The organism is Limnothrix sp. CMB-01, from assembly GCF_055193175.1.
In genome coordinates, this window is the sequence record NZ_CM143720.1 from 1,265,972 (window position 1) to 1,289,945 (window position 23,974).

Genomic DNA, 23,974 nt, shown 5'->3' on the forward strand with positions numbered 1-23,974 from the left:
GTGAAGAGGCGTGGTGAAGAAAAGCTAAGGAAAGCCCACAGCGACCCGCTTTGAAGTCTAGAACGGAGCCGTATTCTGCAATTTTGGGATGTACCCCCCATGTCGGACGATTTGTTTAGCTTTGTGGTCACCAACAACACAGACCAAGCCATCCTGGAAATTTGGGTTTCGCCCGATGATGAGGAATGGTCGCAGTTCGATTTGCCAGAAGAGGGAATTGCTTCTGGAGAGGGGGCAACGGTCACCTGGGCGGAGCATACGAATGATTCGCCCTGTGAGTGGTACATCAGCTTTGTGTTTGAGGATGAGTCGGAAAGCGAAACGGTGTTGGTGAATTTCTGCGAGGAGCCGAATATCACGGTCGGCTAGAACGCGCGTTAGCCGATCCACAACCTGGGGCGATCGACTGAAACCCGCCTTGTTTCGCGGAGGTTGTGGATCGGTGGATCGGGCAAACCGACCCTTTCCGATCGCTTGGGCCGCCATCATTCTCTCCACGATCGCTTGCTGTGGCTCCTTGGTGTCACACCGATCTGGCCATGCCCATTCCTGATCGGCAATCCTGAGGTTTTGTTCTTTGATCCGATCATGCAAACCATGCGATCGCTGTTCCTGAGCCTGGCCTTGCTCTGCCTTGGCACGCCCGCCTTGGCCACCACCTGTGAAGAAAGCTTCGACAAAAAAGGCGATTTCTTCAACGGTTCCGCCTATTTTGCCCGTGTGCAGGTTGAAGGCCTATCCGTCGAAAGGGCCTTTTTTCAATTGCGGGTGATTTTGGCCCGCGAAGGCATTCGCACCCTCAGCACTGATGTGGCCGGCGGCATGATGCGAGCAGAAAACCCCGCCACTGCCTTTCAGCGGGCCTTGCCGATTGACGTGTTTGCCTTGGCGGAAAACAACCAAACCACCGTTGAGATGGTTTTCACGCTGCCCAGTGGTGTGACTGCCAGCCGCGAAACCGTCAAGAAATATATCTGCGGGGCGCTCAATCAGCTAGAAGCACCTGCCCCAACTCCATAGGCTTGGGCCAGGGCGATCGCTCCCGATGCCATGGCGGTGTTTGGGGAAGGTCACAGGCGCGCGCGTCTCATGACATTTACAGCTCGGTTACTGAAGCAGCGAGCGATCTCGTATTGATCGCTTGCGCGAGTTTGACGAAGGGCAATCTCACTTCTTAACCCGCAGCCACAGCTTGACCAGCAGTGTGGAGATTTTGGCAGCACGGTCAGCCACGATCGCGATCGCAACCAAGGCCACCAGCCAATTCGGCATCCCAGCAGGAACCGGTAACCCCAAAATCGAATCGGCTTGGGGGATCTGCACCTCCTGGGAAGTTTGGTTGGCCGGCAGACTGGGCTGAGAAGCGGGCGAACTTTGAGGAGGGGTCATGGTAAGTGGTCGCCTAAGCTGACCATAAGATTTAGTAACCTTACTTTAGCTTACCAAACTGACCATGACAACATGGTGATGTAAAATTGTATTGACGTTGTTACTCATATCCCGTGTCTCCATTGCCTGAAGACTGGTTGCGCCAGATTAGTACTCAGCACCAGTTATCGTCCGAGCAGGCTGATGCCCTGATTGCAGTGATTCAGTCTGAGTCTCAGACAATTGCAAAAGTTGCGGCAACTTTAGGCATTTCCGCATCTGCACTCAAGATGCGGATGGGAGGAGTCTATGAAAAATTAGGAATTACTGGTGCGTCTCGTGGCAAGCTGTCTCAGCTCAAAAGGTATCTCCAGGAGGCTTACCAAAATCAAGAGACTGACTTACAGAGTCACCAACTGACCAGTAGCCCATTTCTCAAGCCGGAACAGTCTTCTCAGCCACTCCTGGTTCCTGGTCGTGTGACTACTGAGCCACCGACTAATCTGGGCGTGCGGGGTGTTGCCAGTGATCGCTTCTTTGGACGCGACCAAGAGCTGATGGCGTTACACGAGCAATTACAGGGACATGATCATCGTGTAGCGATCGTTAGCCTAGATGGCATGGGAGGCGTGGGCAAAACGGAGCTGGCAGTGCAATATGCGCGATCTCACCTCAATAGCTATCGCGGCGGGGTGGTGTGGCTGGCGGGAGAACGGGCGGGGATTGAACTGTTGAATTTTGCCCGATCACATTTCTTCCCAAATCAAGATTTGTCAGACTTGGGCGACTTGCCAGAGCAGTTGGCCTATTGCTTTGCCCAGTGGCCGGCGAAGGAAATACCGCCAGAGTTGGTGCTGTTGATTTTCGATGATGTGACAGACTATCGCACCCAAGTTGAGGCAATTTTGCCCGCCGATGCCCGGTTTCGGGTATTGATCACGACGCGGGCCAAGTTTCAGGGTATTGCACGTCTGGAGTTGCAGGTCTTGACTCCGGTGATGGCGCTCCAGTTGCTTGAAAGCATTGTGGGAACGGAGAGGCTCGCGGCAGAACGGATGACAGCGGAGGCGCTGTGTAACTGGCTGGGCTATTTGCCGTTGGGGATTGAGTTGGTGGGCTACTACCTCAAGCGAAAGGCGGATCTATCGCTAGCCACCATGCAAGAACGGCTGGAGGTGCAGCGGTTGCAGGCCCGGGCAATCGACCCGAAAGACCGAGACTTTCCCGAGGGGATAACAGCGCGGTACGGGGTAACAGAAGCTTTTGAGTTGAGTTGGGAAGAGTTGGAGCCAGCAGCGCAACGACTGGCGGTGTTGTTGGGTTGTTTTGGACCGGCTCCGGTGTTGTGGGATTGGGTGCTGGGTTGTTTGCCCAATGACGATGAGGAAGATCTCGAAGATGCGCGAGATCAGTTGGTGAAACTGAGTTTGGTGAAAGCCGAAGAAGGTCAATATGCTTTGCATCCGCTGATTCGGGAATTTTTCGCAGCCAAGCGCTCGGACTGGCCCGAGGGCGGGGCGCTGCAACAGGCGTTTTTAGGTCAAATGGTGAGCGTGGCGAAAACGGTTCCAAGGACGGTGACGCTGGCAGACCTGGCGCGCACCCGCCCCGCCTGGTCGCACTTGGAAGCGGCAGCGGCGGCTAGCGGCGAGATTACCGATCCAACAGATTCCATGTGGGTTTTTAGTGCCTTGGCGCAGTTGGCTGAGGGGCAAGGTCTCTGGGCTGAGGCTGAACAGCACTGGAGCGACTGCTTAAGCATCACCGAAAGCCGCTTTGGTCCCAACCATCACGCCACCGCCACTAGCCTCAACAACTTGGCATTACTCTACAAATCCCAGGGACGGTACGAGGCAGCAGAATCCCTCGTTCGGCGAGCACTGGAAATCTGTGAGCAAGCGCTAGGAGCCAACCATCCCGACACTGCCCTCAGCCTTAATAACTTGGCATACCTCTACTATTCCCAGGGACAGTACGAGGAAACAGAATCCCTCGTTCGGCGAGCACTGGAAATCTGTGAGCGAGCGCTAGGAGCCGACCATCCCAATACCGCCACCAGCCTCAACAACTTGGCAGAACTCTACTATTCCCAGGGACGGTACGAGGAAGCAGAACCCCTCTACCGGCGAGCACTGGAAATCCGTGAGCAAGTGCTAGGAGCCAACCATCCTGACACTGTCCTCAGCCTCAATGACTTGGCGGCACTCTACAAATCCCAGGGACGGTACGAGGCAGCGGAACCCCTCTACCAGAGATCGCTGGAAATTTGTGAGCAAGTGCTAGGAGCTGACCATCCCTTGACTGCTACCAGCCTCAATGACTTGGCGGCACTCTACAAATCCCAGGGACGGTACAAGGAAGCAGAACCTCTCGTTCGGCGATCACTGGAAATTCGTGAGCAAGTGCTAGGAGCTGACCACCCCGATAGTGCTGCCAGCCTCAACAACTTGGCATTACTCTACGAATCCCAGGGACGGTACAAGGAAGCAGAACCCCTCTACCGGCGAGCACTAGAAATCTATGAGCAAGTGCTAGGGGCTGACCATCCCGACACCGCTACCAGTCTCCATAACTTGGCAGGACTCTACGAATCCCAGGGACGGTACAAGGAAGCAGAACCTCTCTACCGGCGATCACTGGAAATTCGTGAGCAAGTGCTAGGAGCTGACCACCCCGATAGTGCTGCCAGTCTCGATGGCTTGGCATACCTCTACTATTCCCAAGGACGGTACGAGGAAGCAGAACCTCTCTACCGGCGAGCACTAGAAATCTATGAGAAAGTGCTAGGGGCTAACCATCCCGATATTGCCACCAGCCTCAACAACTTGGCACTCCTCTATCAAGGCCAGAAGCACTACAAGAAAGCAGAACCCCTCTACCGGCAAGCACTGGAAATCTGTGAGCAAGTGCTGGGAGCCGACCATCCCGACACCGCCACCAGCCTTAACAACTTGGCAGTGCTGCACTATTACCAACATCGTTGGGGTGAAGCCGAGCGGATGTTGGTGCGTGCTTTGGAGATTCGGGTGCAGAAGTTGGGTAAAGCGCATCCTCACACCCAAAGCAGCATCCAAAGTTTGCAAAACCTGGTGCAAGCCGTCATTAAAGCCGATCGCGCTGCCGACCTCTCCAACCACCCCCTCACCCAATCCATCCTGCAACAACTCACCACCCCACCAAACCCGTAGGGGCGCATGGCGATGCGCCCTCCGATACGCGAGATCTCCGCAAACCAATTCGTTTCAAGCGATCAATCCTGGCGGAGGGCGTACAGCGGTACGCCCCTACCCATGCGGGAAAACCGATTTTTGTGGGGCCACATCGCCATGCGCCCTCCGATACGCGAGGTCTCCGCCAACCGATTCGTTTCAAGCGATCAATCCTGGCGGAGGGCGTACAGCGGTACGCCCCTACCCGATCTCTTCATCGATACGGAGAAAACCAGATCGTGTATCCCCAGGGGCGATCGCCCCACCCCAAGACCCGCAATACCATTGAAACAACGCAATCCTGAACGTCCTGCACCCACGATTAATGACCGCCAACACCATCACCGAAGGAATTCTCGATGGAACGAGTCGAAATTACTAAACAAGATCAGGGCTGGACAATCATTTTGCCCGAGTCGATCGACTTCCTCGGCGAAGCGGTTTATCTCAAGCCCCTGGGCAGCGCCCTGATTTTGCTCCCCGCCGCTAATCCCTGGCAAATTTTATTCGAGAGCCTCACACTCTTTTCCGAAGATTGCTTCGAGGACTGGCCAGAAACTCGCCCCCAAGACTTGCCCCAAGAACGCGAGGAATGGTTTCCATGCAATTCCTCCTCGACACCAACATTTGCATTTACTTAATCAAACACAAACCGCCCCAAGTTATTGATCGCTTCCGCGCCTGCGAACTCGGCGATATTGCCATTTCGAGTATTACCGTTGCTGAACTCGACTACGGCATTGCCAAAAGCCAACAGCGCAATCGCAATCAGGCCGCCCTCGATCGCTTCTTGTTGCCCTTAACGTCCCCTTCGATCGCAATGCCAGCCATCACTATGGCGAACTTCGCTACAGCCTCGAACGCCAGGGACAATCGATCGGCGACATGGACTTACTCATCGCGGCCCACGCCCTCAGCTTGGGCCTGACGATCGTGACCCATAATGTCCGAGAATTTAGCCGCGTTCCCGACCTTGCCATTCAAAACTGGGCAGAATAACCCTCGGCTGAACTTCTCTCATCCTGCAACTACTCAACACCCCACCCGAAACCCCGTAGGGTGCGTAGGGCAACGGTTCGCAGGTTCCAGAGGTGGGGTTTGTGCCCTACGCACCACTACTACCATTGGCGCGGGCAAACTCGTGATTCTGAGGGGCGATCGACGGTGCGTGGGAGCCAAACCAGCCAAACCGTTACCCCGCAAGCATTCTCCCACTCACCCTACCCGATCGCCCCATTGATGCGGGGAAATTACAACGGGCGATAGACGCGGTAATTGACGTTGGGGAAGATGTTGTCGATCGCCTCCACCTTTTGCAGCCAGCCCGAATCCACCTTGCCCGCGCGGATATCGTCGTAGAGCTTCGTGAACCGCATCATGTGCGATCGCGTCCGGCGCACCGCGTAGGGAACCATCGTCCCCGTCCGCATAATGAACGCCCAGTCAGACGACTGCGCCAACAGCAATTCCCGCGCCGCTTGGTTCAGGGCCCGCCACTCCAGCTCATCGGCCGGCTCCAGTTTGGACAGCTCAATCATCCGTTCCGCGCCCTTGTGCAGGTGCGGATAGATCCAAGCATTCGTATCGTTCAGCCAATATTCATGGAAGCCCTTATAGCCCCAGCTCGATTGGGACGGGCGACAGACTTGCTGGGTCGGCTGCTTTTGCAAGTAGTCCGACAGGTGGGTCATTTGGAAGGTGTTTTGGTCAAACCAAGCCTTCCGGAACAGGAAATCTAGGAACCAGGGGCCTTCGTACCACCAGTGCCCAAACAACTCTGCATCGTAGGGCGACACGACGATCGGGGGCCGCTGCATCAAGCCATTCAGATAGGCCACCTGTTGGCCCCGGTTGAACATGAAGTTGGTGGCATGTTCCGCCGCTTTTTCCCGAGCCCAGTAGGGATCGTAGAGCGCCTTATCGGACAGGCCCGCCGTGCGGCTGGTGATTTTGTGGTACTTGATGCCTACGTTCTTCCGCTGGCCGTTGGGCATGATGTAGGGCTTGATGTAGTCGTAGTCCGCTTCCCAGCCGATGTCTTTGTAGAATTCGCGGTACTCGGCCGCGCCGGGGTAGCCCACTTCCGAAGACCAAACCTGTTGGGAGGATTCGTGGTCGCGCCCAAAGGCAGCCACGCCAGCTTCGGTGAAGATCGGTGCGTAGGTTCCGAAACGGGGACGGGGACGGGCGTACAAGATCCCGTGGCCGTCGGTGAGGAAGTAGCGCAGGCCGGCATCGGCCACCATCCGTTCAAGGCCTTCGTAGTAGGCGCATTCGGGCAGCCAAATGCCCTTGGGAGCGCGGCCAAAGTTTTCTTCGTAGTGGTCAACGGCAACTTTCAGTTGGGCCCACACGGCTTGGGGATACATCTTCATCAGGGGCAGGTAGCCGTGGGTGGCGCCGCAGGTGATGATGTCGATGTTGCCGGAGTCTTGGAATTTCTTGAAGGCGGTTACGAGGTCGCGATCGTACCGTTCCCACAGTTCCCGTACTTCCTGGAATTCTTTGATGTAGTGCTCGGCCAGGTAGCGCAGGTGTCCGTTGAATTCGTTGTGGACGTATTCTTTTTCGACGAGTTCTTGCAACTGAGCGAGGTGCTGATCGTAGCGGTCTTGCAAGAGGGGGTCGCGGAGCATGGACACCAGGGGCGGGGTCATGCTCATGGTGATTTTGAAATCTACGCCATCGCGCTCGAGTCCTTCAAAGGCGCGTAACAGGGGGACGTAGGTTTCGGTGATGGCTTCGTAGAGCCACTCTTCCTCTAGAACGTAGTCGCTTTCGGGGTGCCGGACGAAGGGCAGGTGAGCGTGCAGGACGAGGGCGACATAGCCAAGGGTCATAGCAATTGTCCTAGAGCGCAATTAATAAGGCTGAGGCGATCGCTCGTGGGATCGCCCTGGCCGGATCGGCGTAAAGCTTGGCTTAAGCTTTAGCAGATTTTAAGGCGAAGTGCGACCGGGGGTAGGTCGTGAATTTGACCAGATGTTGGGCGATCGGGATCTATGGGGATCTGTGGGGATCTGTCGGGATCGGTTGAAGTCTTGAGAGATCCCAGGCAGAAGGGCGGCAAACAACCCCCTAACCACTGTAAACGGGGAGACAGTGTGAACTAATGGCGTGCATGGGCGTTGGTAATCAATGGGCTGGTATCCCAGGCGATCGGGTGTTGGCTTTCGATCGCTGGGGAGGGGTTCGGCTGCCCGTTCGCAGCGTGGCTGGGCGGTTGCTCCCAATCAGCGTTGGCCGCGCCAGAATGGAGATGATTCCAGTTGTGCTCCATGGGCCACTCTGCGCCGAGCACAAGGAGCAAAACCCATGCATTTAAGCCTGATGGGCGATTCCCTCAGAATTGACTTGGAGGGTTGGGAAAAGCTGTGGGCTTTTCATTGGCCCCTTTATTTGGAAGTCCCGATCGCGCAAATTCAAGCCGTGCAGTTAGGAGCACCGCCCAGTGACTGGCGAGAACTGCGTGCGCCGGGTACATTTCTGCCGGGTGTGATCAAAGCAGGAACCTACTACACAAGGCGCGGCCGGGAGTTTTGGTATGCCACTCATGACGGTGGAGCGTTTCTGACGTTGAGGCTGACGGGCCATCAATACGCTCAGGTGGTGTTGACGCTGCCGGATGCGGCAGACTGGCAACGGCGTATCGATCGAGTCATCCCGCCGCCGACTCCCGTGAGCTTGGGGCAACTTCAGTTTGGCTCGCTCTAGCTTTGGCCCGCCCTAGTTTTGGCTCGCGATTGCCCATGGACGGCTGGCGCTGGGCCCGGGTTGGCGATCGGGCGATCTTAGAGATCGGCGGTGAGGGGCAACCACACTTCAAAACTGGTGCCGGGTAAATCAAAGGGGCGATCGGGATAGGTTTCTGGCCAACGGGGCGATCGCAGGCGGAGGTGGCCCCCATGGCGCGCAATGATTTCGTGGGTGATGGCCAGGCCCAGGCCCGTTCCTTTCCCGATCGGTTTGGTGGTGAAAAAGGTCTCAAAGATTTTGGTCTGAATCGCTTCGGGAATGCCGGGGCCATTGTCGGCAATTTCCACCATCACCCAGCCCGTCACATCCATGGTGCGGGGTTCCACCGCCGCGATCGAGGCCGGTTCGATCGCGGCCAAATCCGCCGGTAACTCATCCACGCATTGGGTGCGGATCATGATCGTCGGTTGCCAGCGTCGCCGTTCCAGCAGTGGAATTTGGCTTTGTACCTCCAGCAGCGCATCCACCGCATTGGCCAGCAGGTTCATGAACACTTGGCTCAGGTGTCCCGACTGGCAAGCCACCAGGGGCAATTCGCCATAGGTGCGGATCACTTCCACCCCTTCCCGCAGGCGGTTGTTGAGCACAATCAGGGTGCTTTCGATGCAATCGTGCAAATTTGCGGGTTTAAAGGTTTCCGATCCCACATGGGAGAAACTTTGGAGACCGGCAACGGTTTTTTTCAGTTTGTCTGCCCCGATCGCCATGCTGTCGATCAGTTTGGGCAAATCCTCCCGCAGGAAGTCAAACTCCATGGTCGATCGCAACTGTTGCAAGGTCTCGGGAATTTCCGGCAACAGGGCTTCATAGGCCGTCACCAGTTCAATCAAATCTCGGGCGTATTGAGTCAGATAAACCACATTGCCCGAAATGAAATTCACCGGATTTTTAATTTCATGGGAAATGCCCGCCACCATCCGCCCCAGGCTGGCCATTTTCTCCGCTTGAATCACCTGAGCGCGGGTTTGCTCTTGAATTCGCTGCATGGCTAGCTCGTGAATTTGGGATTGAGCCACCAGCAACTGGTGAATATCCAGCAGGCAATAGCAGCCTTCCTGGGATTCCACTGCCAACGGTTCATAGAGCAAATCGGGCGATCGCTCCAGGGCCGCCCGCCCCGCCTGCACCACAAGCGTGCTGCCCGACAACACCAACAGCGGCACATGGGCGTATTGATACATTACGCGCAGGGGCCGATGTAAGAACAACTCCGGGCCGTATTGTCGGCTCAGGTGCTTAAAAAAACGCCGCCGCGACAGCAGCCCTGCAAAGGCTCCTCGATCGAGCAATACGGCCCCTGGCAGCAGGGGATCCGCCTCCAAGGCTTGGGCCAGCTCAATCCCCGGCTGTGACAAATCCATGGCAAAGCAGGATAGGCACAGGTCATTGAGCGTGGACTCCAAATTCAGCGAGGCAGCAAGATTGGGCAGCACAGCCGGAGCAGCCATGGTTGAAGTGGAAGTGGCAAGCATAGGAAATGAGGGTGCAGAGGGACGGGCGAGCCGCCAACAGGTTCAGAGTGTTGCACTCGGAGCCTGGGGCCGATATCAGAACCGAGATGTCATGGGAAAGAATGAATCAGGCTGGCACGCTCGATTGACATCGCCTTAGATAGCCATACAACCCCAAGGGAATCCAGTGTTGATCAACCAATCGCCTTGGTCAGTGGCCTCGGTCAATTGACTCGGTTTGATGAATCGATCGCTTGGAATCGGGGTCTTAAGATTACTTGGTCGCAGGTAAACGTTCCCGACTTCTATCCTTTTCAAGGCTAGCATCTTACAGCAGGAAAGACAGAATAGATCTACCATGAAATCTTGTCAAAGCATCTGATTTCAATCAGCCTGGCATTGTCGGGGCAAGGCTTTGCCGTGACAATAAGATCATTATTGAATCATCGGTTTAAGAGATCTTCATGATCTTTTTTGGGGATATTTTTAGGAAATGAGCTAAGGGGATGTTTATTGAAATTTGATCTGTTGATAATATGCGTTTAACCAATATTTAAACAAATGACAGTAACAATCTTTTCTGCACTCAATTTTGCTGCCTTGAGCTGTGGCGGCCTTGTCCGATCTTGATTGCGCGTTCTTGAGCCAATTCCCGATCGAGGTTTTGATATTGTCATTCGATCGGGCATCGATCAGACCCGATCGCGACCATGGGGGTTAATCAGCAACTTAGCAGAGGGGATGGCGAGCCGACTGGGAACGGGGCAAGGAACGAATGGCCGGTGGCAATCCGGCATTGAGAAACTGACCAGCTTCCTCGGCGGGCACGGCTCTGGAGAATAAATAGCCCTGGCCAAAGCCGCAGCCCAAGTCTTGCAGGTGATCAATTTGGGGTTGGGTTTCAATGCCCTCGGCAATGACGCTGAGGCCCAAATCGTTGGCTAAACCGATGACGGCACGGACGATCGCCGCGTCGCGTTGATTTTCGAGCATGGCTTGAATGAACGATCGCTCGATTTTGATCGAGTCGATCGGGAATTCCCGCAAATAGTTGAGGGAGCAGTAGCCCGTGCCGAAGTCATCGAGGCAAATTTTAATCCGCCGTTCCCGCAGTCGATCGAGACAGGCGCGGCTGGCGTTGGGATCCAGCGCCAAGGAGGTTTCGGTGATCTCTAGGCGCAGTTCGTAGCCTTCCAGGTCGTAGGCATCCATCAGCACTTCAATCAGGTCAGCCAACTCGGGAACCAGTTGCCGGGCCGAAAGGTTGACATTCACCCAAATGGGAAACACTTCGGGCATTTGGGTTTTCCAGATTGCAATTTGCTTGCAAGCGGACTGCAACACCCAATTCCCGATCGGGACGATCGCCCCGCGATCCTCCGCCAACCCAATGAAAGAAGCGGGCATCATTAACCCGTGGCGCGGGTGTTGCCAACGAATCAGGCTTTCAAACCCCACAATCGATCGAGAGTCGAGGGAAACGATCGGTTGGTAATGCAAACAAAATTCCCGCCGCTCGATCGCCCAGCGCAAATCCGTTTCCAGTTGCAAGAGCTGTTCCGTGTCCGATTGCAGGGCCGCATCAAAAATCACAAAACTGCCATTGCGCTGTTGTTTGGCCCGATGCAAAGCCGCATCCGCATCGCGCAAAATCCGATAGGGCTGGTCGGGGCGCGAATCTCCATGGGAATCGGGGCGGCAAACAATGCCCATGCTTGCTTGCAAAAACACATCGCGCCCATCCACCACAAAGGGATCGCGAAACACATCCTGAAGGCGGTGGGCGGCGGCCTTGGCGGCGGCCAATTGCCCCTCGTCGGAGGTGGCGGCGGACTCCACCAACACCACAAACTCATCCCCCCCCGTGCGAGCCAGCACATAATCGGGGGAAATGGCCTTTTCCAAACGGCCCGCCAGCATCATCAGCAGCCGATCGCCCACCCAATAGCCCAGGCTGTTGTTAATCCGTTTGAAGCCGTCAATATCCAGAAACAGCAGCACAAAGCGAAACTGCGGATCGCGCCGCCCCCGAGACACGGCCTCCACCAACCGCTCCAAAAACCAAGCCCGGTTCCACAGGCCCGTCAGCACATCATGGGAGGAGTTGTATTGCAATTGGGCTTCCACCCATTTGCGGGAGGTGATGTCTAGCAGGCATCCCTCGTAATACAGCAATCGTCCGTTGCGATCGCGCACAGCCTGGGCCCGTTGATCCACCCAAATGCGTTGGCCGTCTTGGCAATAGACCTGACATTCAAAGTTGCAAGCGTCCTGACTTTGTTCCAACAGTTCCAGGAAACGCACTTCATCGGCCGGGCGCACGTAGAGGCGGCGATCGGTGGCATTCAGGGCCCGCAGGGCCGCTGCGGGAGACTCGTAACCCAAAATGGCCGCAAAGGCGGGATTGGCATGGAGATAGCGACCATCGGGGGCCACCTGAAAAATCCCCTCGATCGCCCGTTCAAACAGGTTGCGGTAGCGGGCTTCGGCCTGTTTGTGCTGCAAAATGGGCCCCAGTTGGGCAGTGACGATCGCCAACCGGTTCAGCAAGGTTAAGTCCCGCTCTCGGGGGCTGGTGGCAAACAAAGTCAGCACCGCCAACACGTGATCGCCGGTCAAAATGGGCAACACCACGCTCGATCGCAAGCCCACCCCCAGGGCCATTTGGCTGCGGCTGCAATGGTCGATCGACTCCAGCTCGTAGTTGCTGATCCATTCCGGGCGTTTGGTTTGCCAGACTCGTCCCGGTGGCTGGCAACCCAGCTTTAGGGTCAAGTCCAAGCTAGCCTGCCGAAACAAGTTCACCCCCTCGATCGCACAGAACCAAGCGGGGCTGCAAACCAGCGACGCACCATCTAGGCTGGGAACCCAAGCTTCGCCCGCCACCCAGCCGGTTTCTTGGCCCAACACTTGCAACGCTTCTTCCAAAGCGGAGTCAAAATCGGCCGCCGCACTGGTCACAGCCACAACCCGGTTCCATAAGTCGGCATAGGCCGGGGATTGGGCTTCGGCTAAGGACGAAGACGCAGCCGCCGCAACGGTGGAAGGGCAAGATTCTGCACTGGCTGCACCCCCCATGGGCCCCATGGAACGGTTGCCCCCTTGCACCACCCCATCCCCCAACGCCTCAGGGTTGGCATGGGCCAGAAAACGGGGCAATCGGAGCGATCGGGGAAATTGGGGCGATCGAACCCGAGGCCAGAGCCAGCGCCAACGGCCCAACGGCCCAGGAACCGCCCCCAAGGAATCCGCCGCCATCAGGCTTGGATCCAGAACCTTCAGCAGGCGATGGCGCAAGAGGCGATCGCTCAGCCACAGCACCAGGGACAAACCCGTTAAGCCCAGGGGGCCCCACAATTCCGTGTAGGGGCTGCGATGCGGCAATTCTTCGGGCCAAGGGGTTGTGGGCGTTGGGCCGGTTCCCAAATCTTGGGGCGATCGCGCCATGGCCGATCGCCCCACCCCCTCAATGCAACCCAAGCAGATCACCAAGGCCACAGCCAACCCTAACGGGAGAACCGATCGTGGCGGACGACTTTTACCCCCCGGCCGCCGGATTCGGCAGCTCGATCGATGATTTCGTTGACTGCGCACTACACCCCAACCATTTCGTCCTTGAGTCATGCCTGCCCCTACTTATCAGCGACATCAGCCCTAGTTTTGGCAATCCCGGGCCGTCGTTTTTGAGTGCTAGTCAGCCATCGCTCATCGATCGTCTACCCAATGGTCGATCGGGAATAACCCAACCAACGCTTTGCAGAATTGGCGAAAAATCGATTGGCGTTTGGGATTAGCGTTCAATTTTTCGCGCCCAACTTTAAGTGTCCTCTATTTAAATTGTGACCTTCAAAGCATGATCTTTGGACAGTAGTTGATCGCGCCGCACCAACCGACCGTTAAACCCAACAATTTCCCGAGGTAGCTGATCATCACGCAGGGAGCGGAAAGGATTGAGTTGATAACTGCTATACCGCAAGTTGGGAGATCCAAACCGTGCATCAATGACGGTCAAGGTGCGGATTGGAGTGCTAGAGGTGCCCAGCCACGATCGCGCACCGCCTCCCAAACATCCCAGGTGTAATAGATCGACCATACCCATACGCGCCGGAAAGTAAGCATGGTGATGGCCCGTGATGTAGGCAGTGACTTGGGCCCGTTCCAAGAGCGATTGCACTGGAGCCGTGTCTCGCAATACATTTCCCGGCTGGTTGCGTTGGGGAGTAACCGCATGGAGTGGCATATGACCCAACAGCAATCGCACCTGGGCTGCTCGGCCGACTTCTGAGGTAAACAACTGTTCGGCCCGTAATAATTGTTCCGCACTAATGACGGGCCCCGAAGCATCCCAGGAGACAATTAGGGCATTTCCCATTCGAAATGCATAAAAAAAAGGGAACCAGGCATCATCCACCCAGTCCCAATTCATGGTTGATCGCTGTCTTCGCCAATAGGCTGCGGCTTCGTTTCGATCGAGTGCATATTTAAAAGTTCGATCGGGCAAGGTGATGTTTGAAGCGTCGTGATTGCCCAAGGTGAACGCAAAGGGAATCCCCCCTTGGCGCAGCGGTTGATAGATGGTGCGATCGAACCCGGCCCACATGGCTTGGAACTGCGATCGGGTGAGGCCCAGCTTTTGGCCCGCCACCATGTCCCCGCCACAAATCACCAAATCCGGCTGCCAGCGCTGAATCAGGGCGATCGCCTGATGAACCTCCGCGCGGTAATCCGTTTCGCCATAGCCATTGTTCAGATCGCTGATGGCAATGATCCGCAAATCACCCCGATCGGGCGGAGGGGCTGGCTCCAAATTGGGAGCACTTTGGGCCCAGGTGCGATCGGCCCGTTGCAGCCAGGTTGCCGCCCCCGTGGCCAGCAAACCACCGGCCAATAGATTTTGAACAAACTGGCGACGGGATTGGGTCACAATGGCGGCCTCTGGGGGGTAATCAACGGTGATTGATTGACTTGATTGATTGATTGACTTGATTGATTGACTGGCTTGATTGATTGACTGGCTTGATTAATTTTCAGTGGAGCCAGTCACCTCCGGCCGCAAGACTCCGCGAATACCCACCAGAATTTGATCCACCACCTGGGCGGGGGACTGTTCCAGCCCGATCGCCACTTGCAAGTCCGCTTGGGCATATTGGGCCGATCGGCGATCGCGCAACTCCGCCAAGGCCGCCGCCGGGTCGGGCGACTGCAACAGGGGCCGCTGGGCAATTTCGGCCGGATCCGCCTGCAAGCGGTTCACGATCGTCTCCAGGGTGGGATCCAACCAAATCACCAATCCATGGCGCAAATAACCCCAATTTTCCTGTTGGGTGACAATGCCGCCCCCGGTGGCCACCACCAATCGCTTATAGGCGGACAGTTGCGACAACACTTGGGTTTCCAGTTGGCGAAAGGCCGCCTCGCCTTCGGTGGCAAAAATTTGGGCGATCGACTGGCCAGCAGCCTGCTCAATCAACTGATCTGTGTCAAAAAAGCGATAATCCAGGGCGGCAGCTAACTGGCGGCCGGTGCTGCTTTTTCCTGACCCCATTAGCCCGACTAAATACAGACTGGTGCCACGAATCAAGGTGGCGAGATGTTGGGGATTGGGTGGCTCGGAAAAGTCAGTCATGGGATAAGGCAAAAATGGTGCGGTCTATCGTGCGGTTGCTATAGAACACGATAGGGCAGGACAGAACAAGCCAGAACTAGACAAAATTAGACAAAATTACAAACCAGGTCAATGAATCACTCGGAAAGTCTGTGGGGGGCGGCTTGGCGGCGATTTTGTCGCGATCGGTTGGCCCTGTTTGGGCTAATTTGCCTGGGGGCGATCGGGCTGGCGGCCCTGGTGGGCCCGTGGCTCTATCCCCTTTCGCCCACGGACTTGGACTATGGCCGCGCCTACCAAGGCCCCAGCCTGGCCCATTGGTTGGGCACGAACGATCGGGGGCAGGATTTGTTGGCGCGGGTGCTGTCCGGTGGGCGGGTGTCCCTCACGGTGGGCATTGCTTCAATGCTGGTGGCGGTCACCTTGGGCACAACGATCGGGGCGGTGGCGGGGTTCTATGGCGGCTGGGTGGATGGGCTGTTGATGCGGCTCACGGATTTGTTTTTGGCCTTGCCTCAGTTGCCCCTGTTGTTGCTGCTGATTTATCTCTTTCGGGAACCGTTGCGGGCGATCGCGGGGCCAGAATTGGGGATTTTTCTGCTGGTGATTGGGGCGATCGGCGGGCTGAACTGGATGAGCGTGGCGCGGTTAATTCGGGCTAATTTCCTGACCCTGCGAGAACGCAATTTCGTGTTGGCGGCCTATGCCTTGGGGGCCCGATCGGGCTGGTTAATTTGGCGGCATATTTTGCCCAATGCGATCGGCCCGGCCATTGTTGCGGCTTCCTTAGCGGTGGGCACGGCCATTTTGACGGAATCGACCCTGAATTTTTTGGGGCTGGGCTTTCCGCCCGATGTGCCCACTTGGGGGCGAATGCTCTACGATGCCCAGAATTTTTTGGAAACCGCGCCGCATATGGCGATTTTTCCGGGGCTGGCGATTTTTATGACGGTTTTAAGCGCCAATTTCATCGGGGATGGGCTGCGGGATGCGATCGACCCGCAACAGCGATCGTCTTGAGGTTGCCCTGACGATCGCCCTGTTGCCTTGTTTGAATAGGAACAGCGTTTTCACTACCCATGGGCGATCGCATGATTCGACAGTTGACGGCGAGCCTGGCAGCCGTAATGGTGGGCAGCACGATCGCGCCGCCGGGTTGGGCCAGCCAGCCCAGCGAACCCGTCACCCCCGCCAACGTGGTCAACAAAATCGAAGCGTTGTGGGAGGGAGAATACGAACGCCAATTCAACCGCGACTTACCCGCCCGACGCATTTCGGCGGCGATTGTCTCGGAACAGTTGCGGGAAATGGAACGGCGCACCGGCCAGCGATCGGCGCTGCTGTACATGATGCCCCGGGACAATGATGTGGAATTGGTGTTGGTCACCGGCCGCAGCGAACCCAGAATTGAAATCATTCCCGGCGCGTCCCAAGCAACCGTCAACGAAGCGGTGAAGCTGCTGACCGTTGCCATCACCAACCCGGTGCAGCGGAACGGGGTCAGCTATTTACCCTACGCCCGACGCTTGCACAATTGGTTGATTGCCCCGATCGAGTCACAACTCCAGGCGGAAGGGATTGAGCTGCTGATTTTTTGCCCCGGCGAGGGGTTGCGATCGGCTCCCTTGGCAGCCCTGCACGATGGCCAGCGCTTTTTGATTGAAAAATACGCGATCGCTCGAATTCCCGGCTTCAGCCTCTTTGATCCTCAAGCGGGCAACCTCCAGCGATCGCGGGTGCTGGCCATGGGCGCTTCGCAGTTTGAAGACACCACCAACCTCAGTCCCTTGCCCGGTGTGCCGATCGAACTGGAAGCGATCGTCGGCAATGGCGATCGGCCCGGTCTGTGGCCCGGTCGTTATTTCTTGAACAACCAGTTCACCTTGGGGGCGCTGCAACGGGAACGCCAACGCAGCGACTATGGCATCGTACATTTGGCGACCCATGCGGAATTCAAAGCCGGTCGCCCCGAAGCGTCGTTTATTCAGTTTTGGCAAGAGCGATTAAGCTTGGCGCAAATCCAGGCGATCGACTGGATCAGCAAGCCGGTGGAATTGCTGGTGCTTAGTGCTTGTCGAACCGCCGTGGGCGATCGGGAAGCGGAGTTAGGCTTTGCGGGCATGGCGATCGCGTCCGGAGTCAAGGCCTCGATCGCCAGCCTTTGGTATGTGAGCGATCGGGGAACCCTAGCCCTGATGAACGAGTTTTATCGCCAGTTGCGCCAGGCCCCCACCAAGTCGGAAGCCCTGCGCCAAGCCCAATTGGCGCTCCTGCGCGGCCAGGTGCGAATTGAGGGCAATGAGCTACGCGGCTCCGGGGCCCGGGGTGGCACGGTGTTTCTGCCACCGGATATTGCTGCTACCGGTCAGGAACTGCTATCGCACCCCTACTACTGGGCGGCGTTCACCGTCATTGGCAATCCTTGGTAGCGTCTGGCAATCACAACCCTGTACGCCCCCAGATCAACACAGACAAGGGGCTTAAGCCCCTTGTCTTCACGACGACTGAGGCTTGTGTTGATAACTGAGGCTTGTATTGATATCGGTCGATCGCCCATCGGGGGGTCAATTGCCCATCAGGGGGTCGATCGCTCCGGGGCCCGTGATGCATTTAGTGATGTAGTCGTTCACTAGGTGATAGGCTTCGGCGTTGAGTTCCGGATGCAACACCATGTCTTGGCCATTGTCCGGCAACCAAAACACCAGCCGCCCGTTAGCCGATCGGGAGAAGGCCCGAATGGTTTTCAGATTGATGGTGTATTGCCGTCGATCGTAAACCAAATTCACCCAGTAACAGTCGGCGTTGGCATCCGGCAGGCGATCGATAAATTCCATCACCTGCCGGTAGGCCGTTGGATGATCCTGGGGAACCAAAACAACGGGCATGGCAGAGTCCGGCAGCCAAAACGAGATGCGCTGGCTGCTGTCACGCGCAAAAAACCGAATACTCGCCAAATTCACGAGATATTCGTTGCGTTCGTAGGAAAACTGAATCCAATGTGCCACAGCCGCGCGATCGCCCGAACGACATCAACCTTACTCTACAAGACTCTACAAGTTCGCCAGTTCCGCCTCTGCATTACTTGCAAAAGTGGACAGGGGATCTTCTGCCGGATCCTCCACGGAGTTCACCGCCTCTAGGGATGCCAAAGCCGGTTCCGGCGGGGCGATCGGAGCTGGGCTGCTGGGCGCTTGTCGGGCGATCGCCGCTTGCACAAACCCCAAAAACAGGGGATGGGGACGGTTGGGCCGTGACAAAAATTCCGGGTGAAACTGCGTGGCCAAAAAGAACGGGTGGCTCGGCAACTCCACAATTTCCGCCAGCCGACCATCCAGCGATGTGCCACTGATGCGGTAGCCGGTTTCGATCACCTGCGATCGATAGGAATTGTTGAACTCATAGCGGTGGCGGTGGCGCTCATAAACCACCTCCTTGCCATAGAGCCGGTGGGCCAAACTGTCGGGTTGCACTTGGCAGGGATACAGCCCTAGGCGCATCGTGCCGCCCAAGTCCACCACGTCTTCCTGTTCCGGCAGCAGCCCAATCACGGGATTTTCGCATTGGGGATCAAATTCCGCGCTGTTGGCCCCCGGCAGACCGGCCACATTGCGGGCCCACTCAATCATGGAACATTGCATTCCCAAACAGAGGCCCAGGAACGGAATCTGGTTTTCTCGGGCGTAGCGGATGGCGGCGATTTTGCCGTCAATGCCCCGAATCCCAAACCCACCGGGCACCACGATGCCGTCCACATCGCTGAGGTATTTTTCGGGCCCCCCGTTTTCCAAGTCTTCGGAGCTGACCCAACGGATGTTGAGTTCGCTGTGGGTGTCGATCGCGCTGTGGCGCAAGGCTTCCACCACGGACAGGTAGGCATCGCTGAGGCTGACGTATTTACCGACGATCGCCACGGTCACGGTGCGCACAGGATTATGTAGGCGATCAACCAAATTCCGCCAACGACTCAGATCCGGCTGGCGAGGCTCCATCCCCAACAGATCGAGGACTTGGTGGGCGAGGCCTTCTTCTTCCAAGCTCAGGGGCACATCATAGATGCTGGGCTTGTCCATGGCGGGAATCACGCAACTTTCGGGCACGTCGCAAAATTCCGACAGCTTGGCCCGTTGGTTGGCCGGCAAGGGCTGAGAACATCGACAAACAATGATGTCGGGCTGAATCCCGATCGATCGCAGCTCCTTCACCGAGTGCTGAGTGGGCTTGGTTTTCGTTTCGCCCGCCGCCGGAATCCAGGGAATCAGCGTCACATGGACATAGAGCACATTGTTGCGCCCCGCATCCTTGCGGAACTGGCGCACCGCCTCCAGGTAGGGCAGCGACTCAATATCCCCTACCGTTCCGCCAATTTCCGAAATCACCACATCGGAGTTGGTGTTGCGGGCCACCCGATGGATGCGATCGCGAATTTCCCCCGTGATGTGGGGAATCACCTGCACCGTGCCGCCGTTGTAGTCGCCGCGCCGCTCCTTGTTCAGCACCGATTGATAGATTTGGCCGGTGGTGACACTGTTGAGCCGCGACATGTCCGTATCGGTGAAGCGCTCATAGTGGCCCAAGTCTAGGTCGGTTTCGGCTCCGTCGCCGGTCACGAAGACTTCGCCGTGTTGGAACGGACTCATCGTGCCGGGGTCAACGTTGATGTAGGGGTCGAGCTTGAGAATGGAAACCGAATAATTCCGAGACTTGAGCAGCCGACCGAGACTGGCGGCGACGATTCCTTTGCCAATGCTGGAAACGACACCACCGGTTACGAAGATGAATTTGGTCATGGCTGGCAAAAATTTTGGTGCTTGTAGCGTCGGTGCGCGTGAGGGGCGATCGGGTTGCCGATGAACTGACAGATGATTAACTGACAGATCAATCGATCATCTCAACAGATCGTCAGAAGATCGTCAGCAGATTGTCAGATGAAACCCGTCGGGTTTGAACAGCCGGGTTGAACGCCCGGGTTGAACGCCCTCAATTCTGCCATAGGGCCTTGGCGCGATCGCTGGGATTTTAGGGCGATCGCTCCTGACCCCAGGCGCTCAAAATGCTCAGTCTCCCTTGCTAATCGGCGGCGATCGTGTGAATTTTCAGGAAATTGGTACTCCCAGCCTTGCCAAAGGGAACACCGCCCATCACCAAAACCTTATCCCCCGGCGCTGCATATTGACGAGCCAGCAAATCTTGCTCCACCAGCGCCAACGCAGAGGCCAACGTTTCCCCATTAAATCCCTTCAGCAAAATGGGCCTGACTCCCCAACTTAAACTCAAACGGTGATAAACCTTGGGGTCGGGGGTGTAAGCAATGATGGTTGTTTTGGGGCGCTCCGCCGATGCCAGTTGGGCGGTGTATCCCGTTTCGGTGAATGCCACAATGCATTGCAAATCGATCGTTTCATCGATCGCGTGCAGGGCTTCACTGATGGCATCCGTATCCTCATTTTGATTGGGTGGATAGTTCACAAATTGAATCGAGGGTTCCACCTCCGTGGCAATTCGCGCCAACATTTTGACAGACTCGATCGGGTAGCTGCCCACCGCCGACTCACCGGACAACATCACCGCATCCGTACCATCCATAATCGCATTCGCCACATCACTGGCCTCCGCCCGCGTGGGGCGTGGATTATGGATCATGCTGTCCAACATTTGGGTTGCCGTAATCACCGGAATTCCCCTTTGATTACAGAGGCGAATGATCTGTTTTTGAATCAAGGGCACTTTCTCCGGGCGCATTTCCACTCCCAAGTCCCCCCGCGCCACCATCACCGCATCACATTCATCAATAATGGCCTGCAAATTGGCGATCGCCTGCGGTTTTTCCAACTTGGCCAACACCGGAATTTCCGCACCCTTAGCCGCCAACAATGCCTTCAACACCTGCACATCTTCCGGCTTGCGCACAAAGCTCAAAGAAATCAGATCAACCCCCTGGGCAATTCCAAATTCCAAATCCCGTTTATCTTTGTCGGTAATGGAAGGTAACTGCAAATCTAGGCTAGGAAAATTCACCCCTTTGCGACTTTTGAGAATGCCACCTTCAATGACCTGGCAATGAACCGCGTGACCATCAATCTGTTGCACAGATAACTCCAACAGCCCGTCATCCAGCAACACTTGTGTGCCCGGTTCCGCTTCGGCGGCCAAGTGCGGATAGTCAATGCCGACGGTGTTGGGTTGATTTTGATATTCTGCGATCGGGACGAGGGTTAAGATTTCCCCTTCTATGAGGGGAATTCCTTCGGGTGGTAAATCACCCACGCGGATTTTTGGCCCTTGCAAATCTTGCAGCAGCATCAGGGGCAAATCCAGTTCTTCGGAGGCTTGCCGCAGTCGCCAAATTCGCTCCGCATGATCATCATAGTGACCATGGGAAAAATTCAGCCGCGCCACATTCATGCCCGCCAAAAGCATTTTGCGGATCATTTCTGGAGAATCGCTGGCCGGCCCGATCGTGGCCACAATTTTGGTGCGATGGGTTAACGGTTTCATATCATTCTTGCCTAACTGACAATACCGGCATCAAATGCGGAACCTGAAGAGATTCACCCCAACGCAATATCCCTGATCATTCAGACCCAATGATGCAGATCAGAACAGCGGCAACTTCAGCACCTTTAGCAACATTAATGTTGAATAATGAAATTAAACGTTAATGTTGCTTATGGATGGCAAATCGCGCCATGGGAATTGATCGTGGATCCCTAAAAATTGGATCACCGATAACCCGATCTTGGTTTTAAAGACCGAGAACTGTCAATAAAGAAATTAGGAAGATTTGCCTACTGTGCTCTGCAATACCAAACTCGCAGAGTTGATAATCAATTCAATTGACTCATTCAATGATTCGTCTGTAGGGTGGGCAATGCCCACCAACTAACTGCTTCATGGTGTTTACGATATGGCGTGCTAATTCGCTTTAGGCAGTGGCTATATTAATGCAATGATTAATCCTTTGAAATAAATAATTGTTTAATAATAATTGGTTAACTTAAAATCAGAGTTTTCAACTCAGGTTTTTTGATTTTTTACTTTGATTCTAAATTTTTACGCTAATTCGGGTATTGTGTGATTTTTGTAATGCTATCTTAATCAGGTCATTGACCGACCGCCTATTGAACTAATCATCATGAATAAACTATCGGAAATTGCGAATGTGGTCATTTTTGTGGCGTTGCTGAGTTTTATTGGCTTGAGTCTGTTTCGGATTGGGGCCCATTTTTGGCCGATCGTGACGGGAGGTTAGGGGATGAGTTTGGACGATCGCCCGAACATGAACCGATCGGGGCGAGTGGTGGTGGTGGGCGGTGGGGCCGCAGGCTTTTTTGGGGCGATCGCCTGTGCGCGGGCGAATGCTGACCTGGATGTGACCGTTTTGGAGGCGGGGCCCCAATTTCTGAGCAAGGTGCTGATTTCTGGGGGCGGCCGCTGCAATGTGACCCACGCTTGCTTTGAGCCATCCCAGTTGGTGCAACATTACCCACGCGGAGCCAAGGCTTTGCGGGGGGTGTTTAGCCGGTTTCAACCCCGCGATACGGTGACGTGGTTTGTGGGGGAGGGGGTGCTGCTGAAAACCGAGCCGGATGGGCGGATGTTTCCGATTACGGATCGATCGAGCACCATTGCCGATTGCTTGATGCGAGCGGCGGAAAGAGCGGGCGTGCGGCTGCGATCGCGGGCGGCGGTCAGCAACATCACCCACGAGGCGGGACAATTCCAAGTTCAGTTGCGATCGGGGGAAATTTTGACGGCCGATCGGGTGTTGCTGGCCACGGGCAGCCAGCCGACGGCCTACCGTTGGGCGGCGGGGTTGGGCCATCCGATTGTGTCACCGGTTCCCTCGTTGTTCACCCTGGCCATTCCCGATCCCCGGCTAGACACGCTGGCGGGGTTGGCCGTGGAGCGGGCCCAGGTGCGGCTGGTTTTGCCGGAGGCCGACCGGGGTGGCAAAGGCAAAAAGCCACCGGACTCGGAGCAAATCGGCCCGGTGCTGATTACCCATTGGGGCCTGAGTGGGCCGGCGGTGTTGCGGTTGTCGGCCTGGGCGGCGCGATCGCTCCACGAGGCTCACTATCGGGCCCTGTTGCGGGTGAACTGGCTGGGCACAGCTTCGGCAGAGGAGGCACGCGATCAGCTGCGAACCCTGAAGCAACAAAACCCACGCAAGGCCGTGTCCACCGCTGGGCCGCCGGAGTTGCCGAAACGGCTTTGGCAAAAATTGGTGGAAGCGGTGGGGGTGGCGGCGGATTTTCGCTGGGCCGATTTACCGAAGGGGCCGATCGAGGCGTTGGTGCGCGAGTTGGTGCAGGGAGAATTCAAAATCACCGGCAAGGCAGTCTTCAAGGAAGAGTTTGTGACCTGTGGCGGCATTGATTTGAAATCCGTGGACTTCAAAACCTTGGAAAGTCGCTCCTGCCAGGGGTTGCACTTTGCCGGTGAAATTTTGGACATTGACGGCATCACGGGCGGGTTCAATTTCCAAAGCGCCTGGTCTACGGGTTGGATTGCGGGCCAGGCGATCGCCCAGGGAGTTGCCGCCGCGCCTTCGGGGGTGAACCAGGGCTGAAGTCGTGGAGTTTGCG

The 23,974-nt window shown here is 56.3% G+C and carries 19 protein-coding genes and 1 pseudogene; 10 read left to right on the plus strand and 10 right to left on the minus strand.

Annotation, left to right across the window (positions count from 1 at the left end; genetic code table 11):
• Window positions 1-99 precede the first annotated feature (99 nt).
• Window positions 100-369: a hypothetical protein gene (locus ACZA91_RS05320; RefSeq protein WP_099531546.1), complete on the plus strand. Its 270-nt coding sequence runs from the start codon at window positions 100-102 to the stop codon at window positions 367-369.
• A 219-nt stretch (window positions 370-588) separates the two neighbouring features.
• Window positions 589-1,020: a hypothetical protein gene (locus tag ACZA91_RS05325; RefSeq protein ID WP_463185081.1), complete on the plus strand. Its 432-nt coding sequence runs from the start codon at window positions 589-591 to the stop codon at window positions 1,018-1,020.
• A 147-nt stretch (window positions 1,021-1,167) separates the two neighbouring features.
• Here the strand turns inward: ACZA91_RS05325 and ACZA91_RS05330 are convergent, their stop codons facing one another.
• Window positions 1,168-1,389, minus strand: coding sequence for a hypothetical protein (locus tag ACZA91_RS05330; protein WP_190533766.1), 222 nt, complete (start codon window positions 1,387-1,389; stop codon window positions 1,168-1,170).
• Between the two features lie 599 nt (window positions 1,390-1,988).
• On the opposite strand from ACZA91_RS05330, the gene ACZA91_RS05335 reads away from it, so the two are divergent.
• From ACZA91_RS05335 to ACZA91_RS05350, 4 genes and pseudogenes are all read left to right on the plus strand, one after another.
• Window positions 1,989-4,556 carry a tetratricopeptide repeat protein gene (locus tag ACZA91_RS05335; protein WP_463186390.1) on the plus strand — a complete coding sequence of 856 codons (2,568 nt, stop codon included), beginning with the start codon at window positions 1,989-1,991 and terminating at the stop codon, window positions 4,554-4,556.
• Between the two features lie 380 nt (window positions 4,557-4,936).
• Window positions 4,937-5,218, plus strand: coding sequence for an antitoxin (locus ACZA91_RS05340; RefSeq protein WP_190533764.1), 282 nt, complete (start codon window positions 4,937-4,939; stop codon window positions 5,216-5,218).
• Window positions 5,179-5,576, plus strand: a pseudogene (vapC, locus tag ACZA91_RS05345) (type II toxin-antitoxin system tRNA(fMet)-specific endonuclease VapC). Before ACZA91_RS05340 ends, vapC begins: the two are co-directional and overlap by 40 nt.
• Window positions 5,577-5,675: 99 nt before the next feature.
• Window positions 5,676-5,843, plus strand: a complete 168-nt coding sequence (locus ACZA91_RS05350; protein WP_190533762.1) for a hypothetical protein — start codon at window positions 5,676-5,678, stop codon at window positions 5,841-5,843.
• Here ACZA91_RS05350 and ACZA91_RS05355 read toward each other — a convergent pair.
• Window positions 5,828-7,417 (minus strand): glycoside hydrolase family 57 protein, encoded by a 1,590-nt coding sequence (locus tag ACZA91_RS05355; protein WP_099534451.1) that lies wholly within the window; start codon window positions 7,415-7,417, stop codon window positions 5,828-5,830. The genes ACZA91_RS05350 and ACZA91_RS05355 overlap by 16 nt on opposite strands.
• A gap of 269 nt (window positions 7,418-7,686) precedes the next feature.
• Window positions 7,687-7,887 carry a hypothetical protein gene (locus ACZA91_RS05360; RefSeq protein ID WP_463185087.1) on the minus strand — a complete coding sequence of 67 codons (201 nt, stop codon included), beginning with the start codon at window positions 7,885-7,887 and terminating at the stop codon, window positions 7,687-7,689.
• 5 nt (window positions 7,888-7,892) lie between these two features.
• On the opposite strand from ACZA91_RS05360, the gene ACZA91_RS05365 reads away from it, so the two are divergent.
• Window positions 7,893-8,291, plus strand: coding sequence for a hypothetical protein (locus ACZA91_RS05365; protein ID WP_463185090.1), 399 nt, complete (start codon window positions 7,893-7,895; stop codon window positions 8,289-8,291).
• Window positions 8,292-8,368: 77 nt separating this feature from the next.
• Here the strand turns inward: ACZA91_RS05365 and ACZA91_RS05370 are convergent, their stop codons facing one another.
• The 4 genes from ACZA91_RS05370 to ACZA91_RS05385 form a co-directional block, all read right to left on the minus strand.
• Complete coding sequence (locus ACZA91_RS05370) at window positions 8,369-9,805, minus strand: sensor histidine kinase (RefSeq protein WP_463185094.1); 1,437 nt, start codon at window positions 9,803-9,805, stop codon at window positions 8,369-8,371.
• Window positions 9,806-10,513: 708 nt separating this feature from the next.
• Window positions 10,514-13,282 (minus strand): EAL domain-containing protein, encoded by a 2,769-nt coding sequence (locus ACZA91_RS05375; RefSeq protein ID WP_190528842.1) that lies wholly within the window; start codon window positions 13,280-13,282, stop codon window positions 10,514-10,516.
• A 334-nt stretch (window positions 13,283-13,616) separates the two neighbouring features.
• On the minus strand, window positions 13,617-14,708 hold the full coding sequence (locus ACZA91_RS05380; RefSeq protein ID WP_463185097.1) for a metallophosphoesterase family protein: 1,092 nt from the start codon (window positions 14,706-14,708) through the stop codon (window positions 13,617-13,619).
• A 96-nt stretch (window positions 14,709-14,804) separates the two neighbouring features.
• A complete protein-coding gene (locus ACZA91_RS05385; protein ID WP_463185099.1) occupies window positions 14,805-15,410 on the minus strand; it encodes a shikimate kinase in 606 nt (201 codons plus the stop codon).
• A 111-nt stretch (window positions 15,411-15,521) separates the two neighbouring features.
• Between ACZA91_RS05385 and ACZA91_RS05390 the strand changes: the two genes are divergently transcribed.
• The gene (locus tag ACZA91_RS05390; RefSeq protein ID WP_099534455.1) at window positions 15,522-16,409 is read left to right on the plus strand and encodes an ABC transporter permease; all 888 of its coding nucleotides are present in this window, start codon (window positions 15,522-15,524) and stop codon (window positions 16,407-16,409) included.
• Between the two features lie 59 nt (window positions 16,410-16,468).
• Complete coding sequence (locus tag ACZA91_RS05395) at window positions 16,469-17,818, plus strand: CHAT domain-containing protein (protein WP_199291462.1); 1,350 nt, start codon at window positions 16,469-16,471, stop codon at window positions 17,816-17,818.
• 135 nt (window positions 17,819-17,953) lie between these two features.
• Here ACZA91_RS05395 and ACZA91_RS05400 read toward each other — a convergent pair whose 3' ends face one another.
• From ACZA91_RS05400 to pyk, 3 genes are all read right to left on the minus strand, one after another.
• Window positions 17,954-18,394, minus strand: a complete 441-nt coding sequence (locus ACZA91_RS05400; RefSeq protein ID WP_099534456.1) for a hypothetical protein — start codon at window positions 18,392-18,394, stop codon at window positions 17,954-17,956.
• A 45-nt stretch (window positions 18,395-18,439) separates the two neighbouring features.
• The gene (locus tag ACZA91_RS05405) at window positions 18,440-20,176 is read right to left on the minus strand and encodes a CTP synthase (protein WP_463185103.1); all 1,737 of its coding nucleotides are present in this window, start codon (window positions 20,174-20,176) and stop codon (window positions 18,440-18,442) included.
• A gap of 280 nt (window positions 20,177-20,456) precedes the next feature.
• A complete protein-coding gene (gene pyk / locus ACZA91_RS05410; protein WP_099534458.1) occupies window positions 20,457-21,884 on the minus strand; it encodes a pyruvate kinase in 1,428 nt (475 codons plus the stop codon).
• A gap of 757 nt (window positions 21,885-22,641) precedes the next feature.
• Between pyk and ACZA91_RS05415 the strand changes: the two genes are divergently transcribed.
• Window positions 22,642-23,958, plus strand: a complete 1,317-nt coding sequence (locus ACZA91_RS05415; RefSeq protein WP_463185106.1) for a BaiN/RdsA family NAD(P)/FAD-dependent oxidoreductase — start codon at window positions 22,642-22,644, stop codon at window positions 23,956-23,958.
• Window positions 23,959-23,974: the final 16 nt, after the last annotated feature.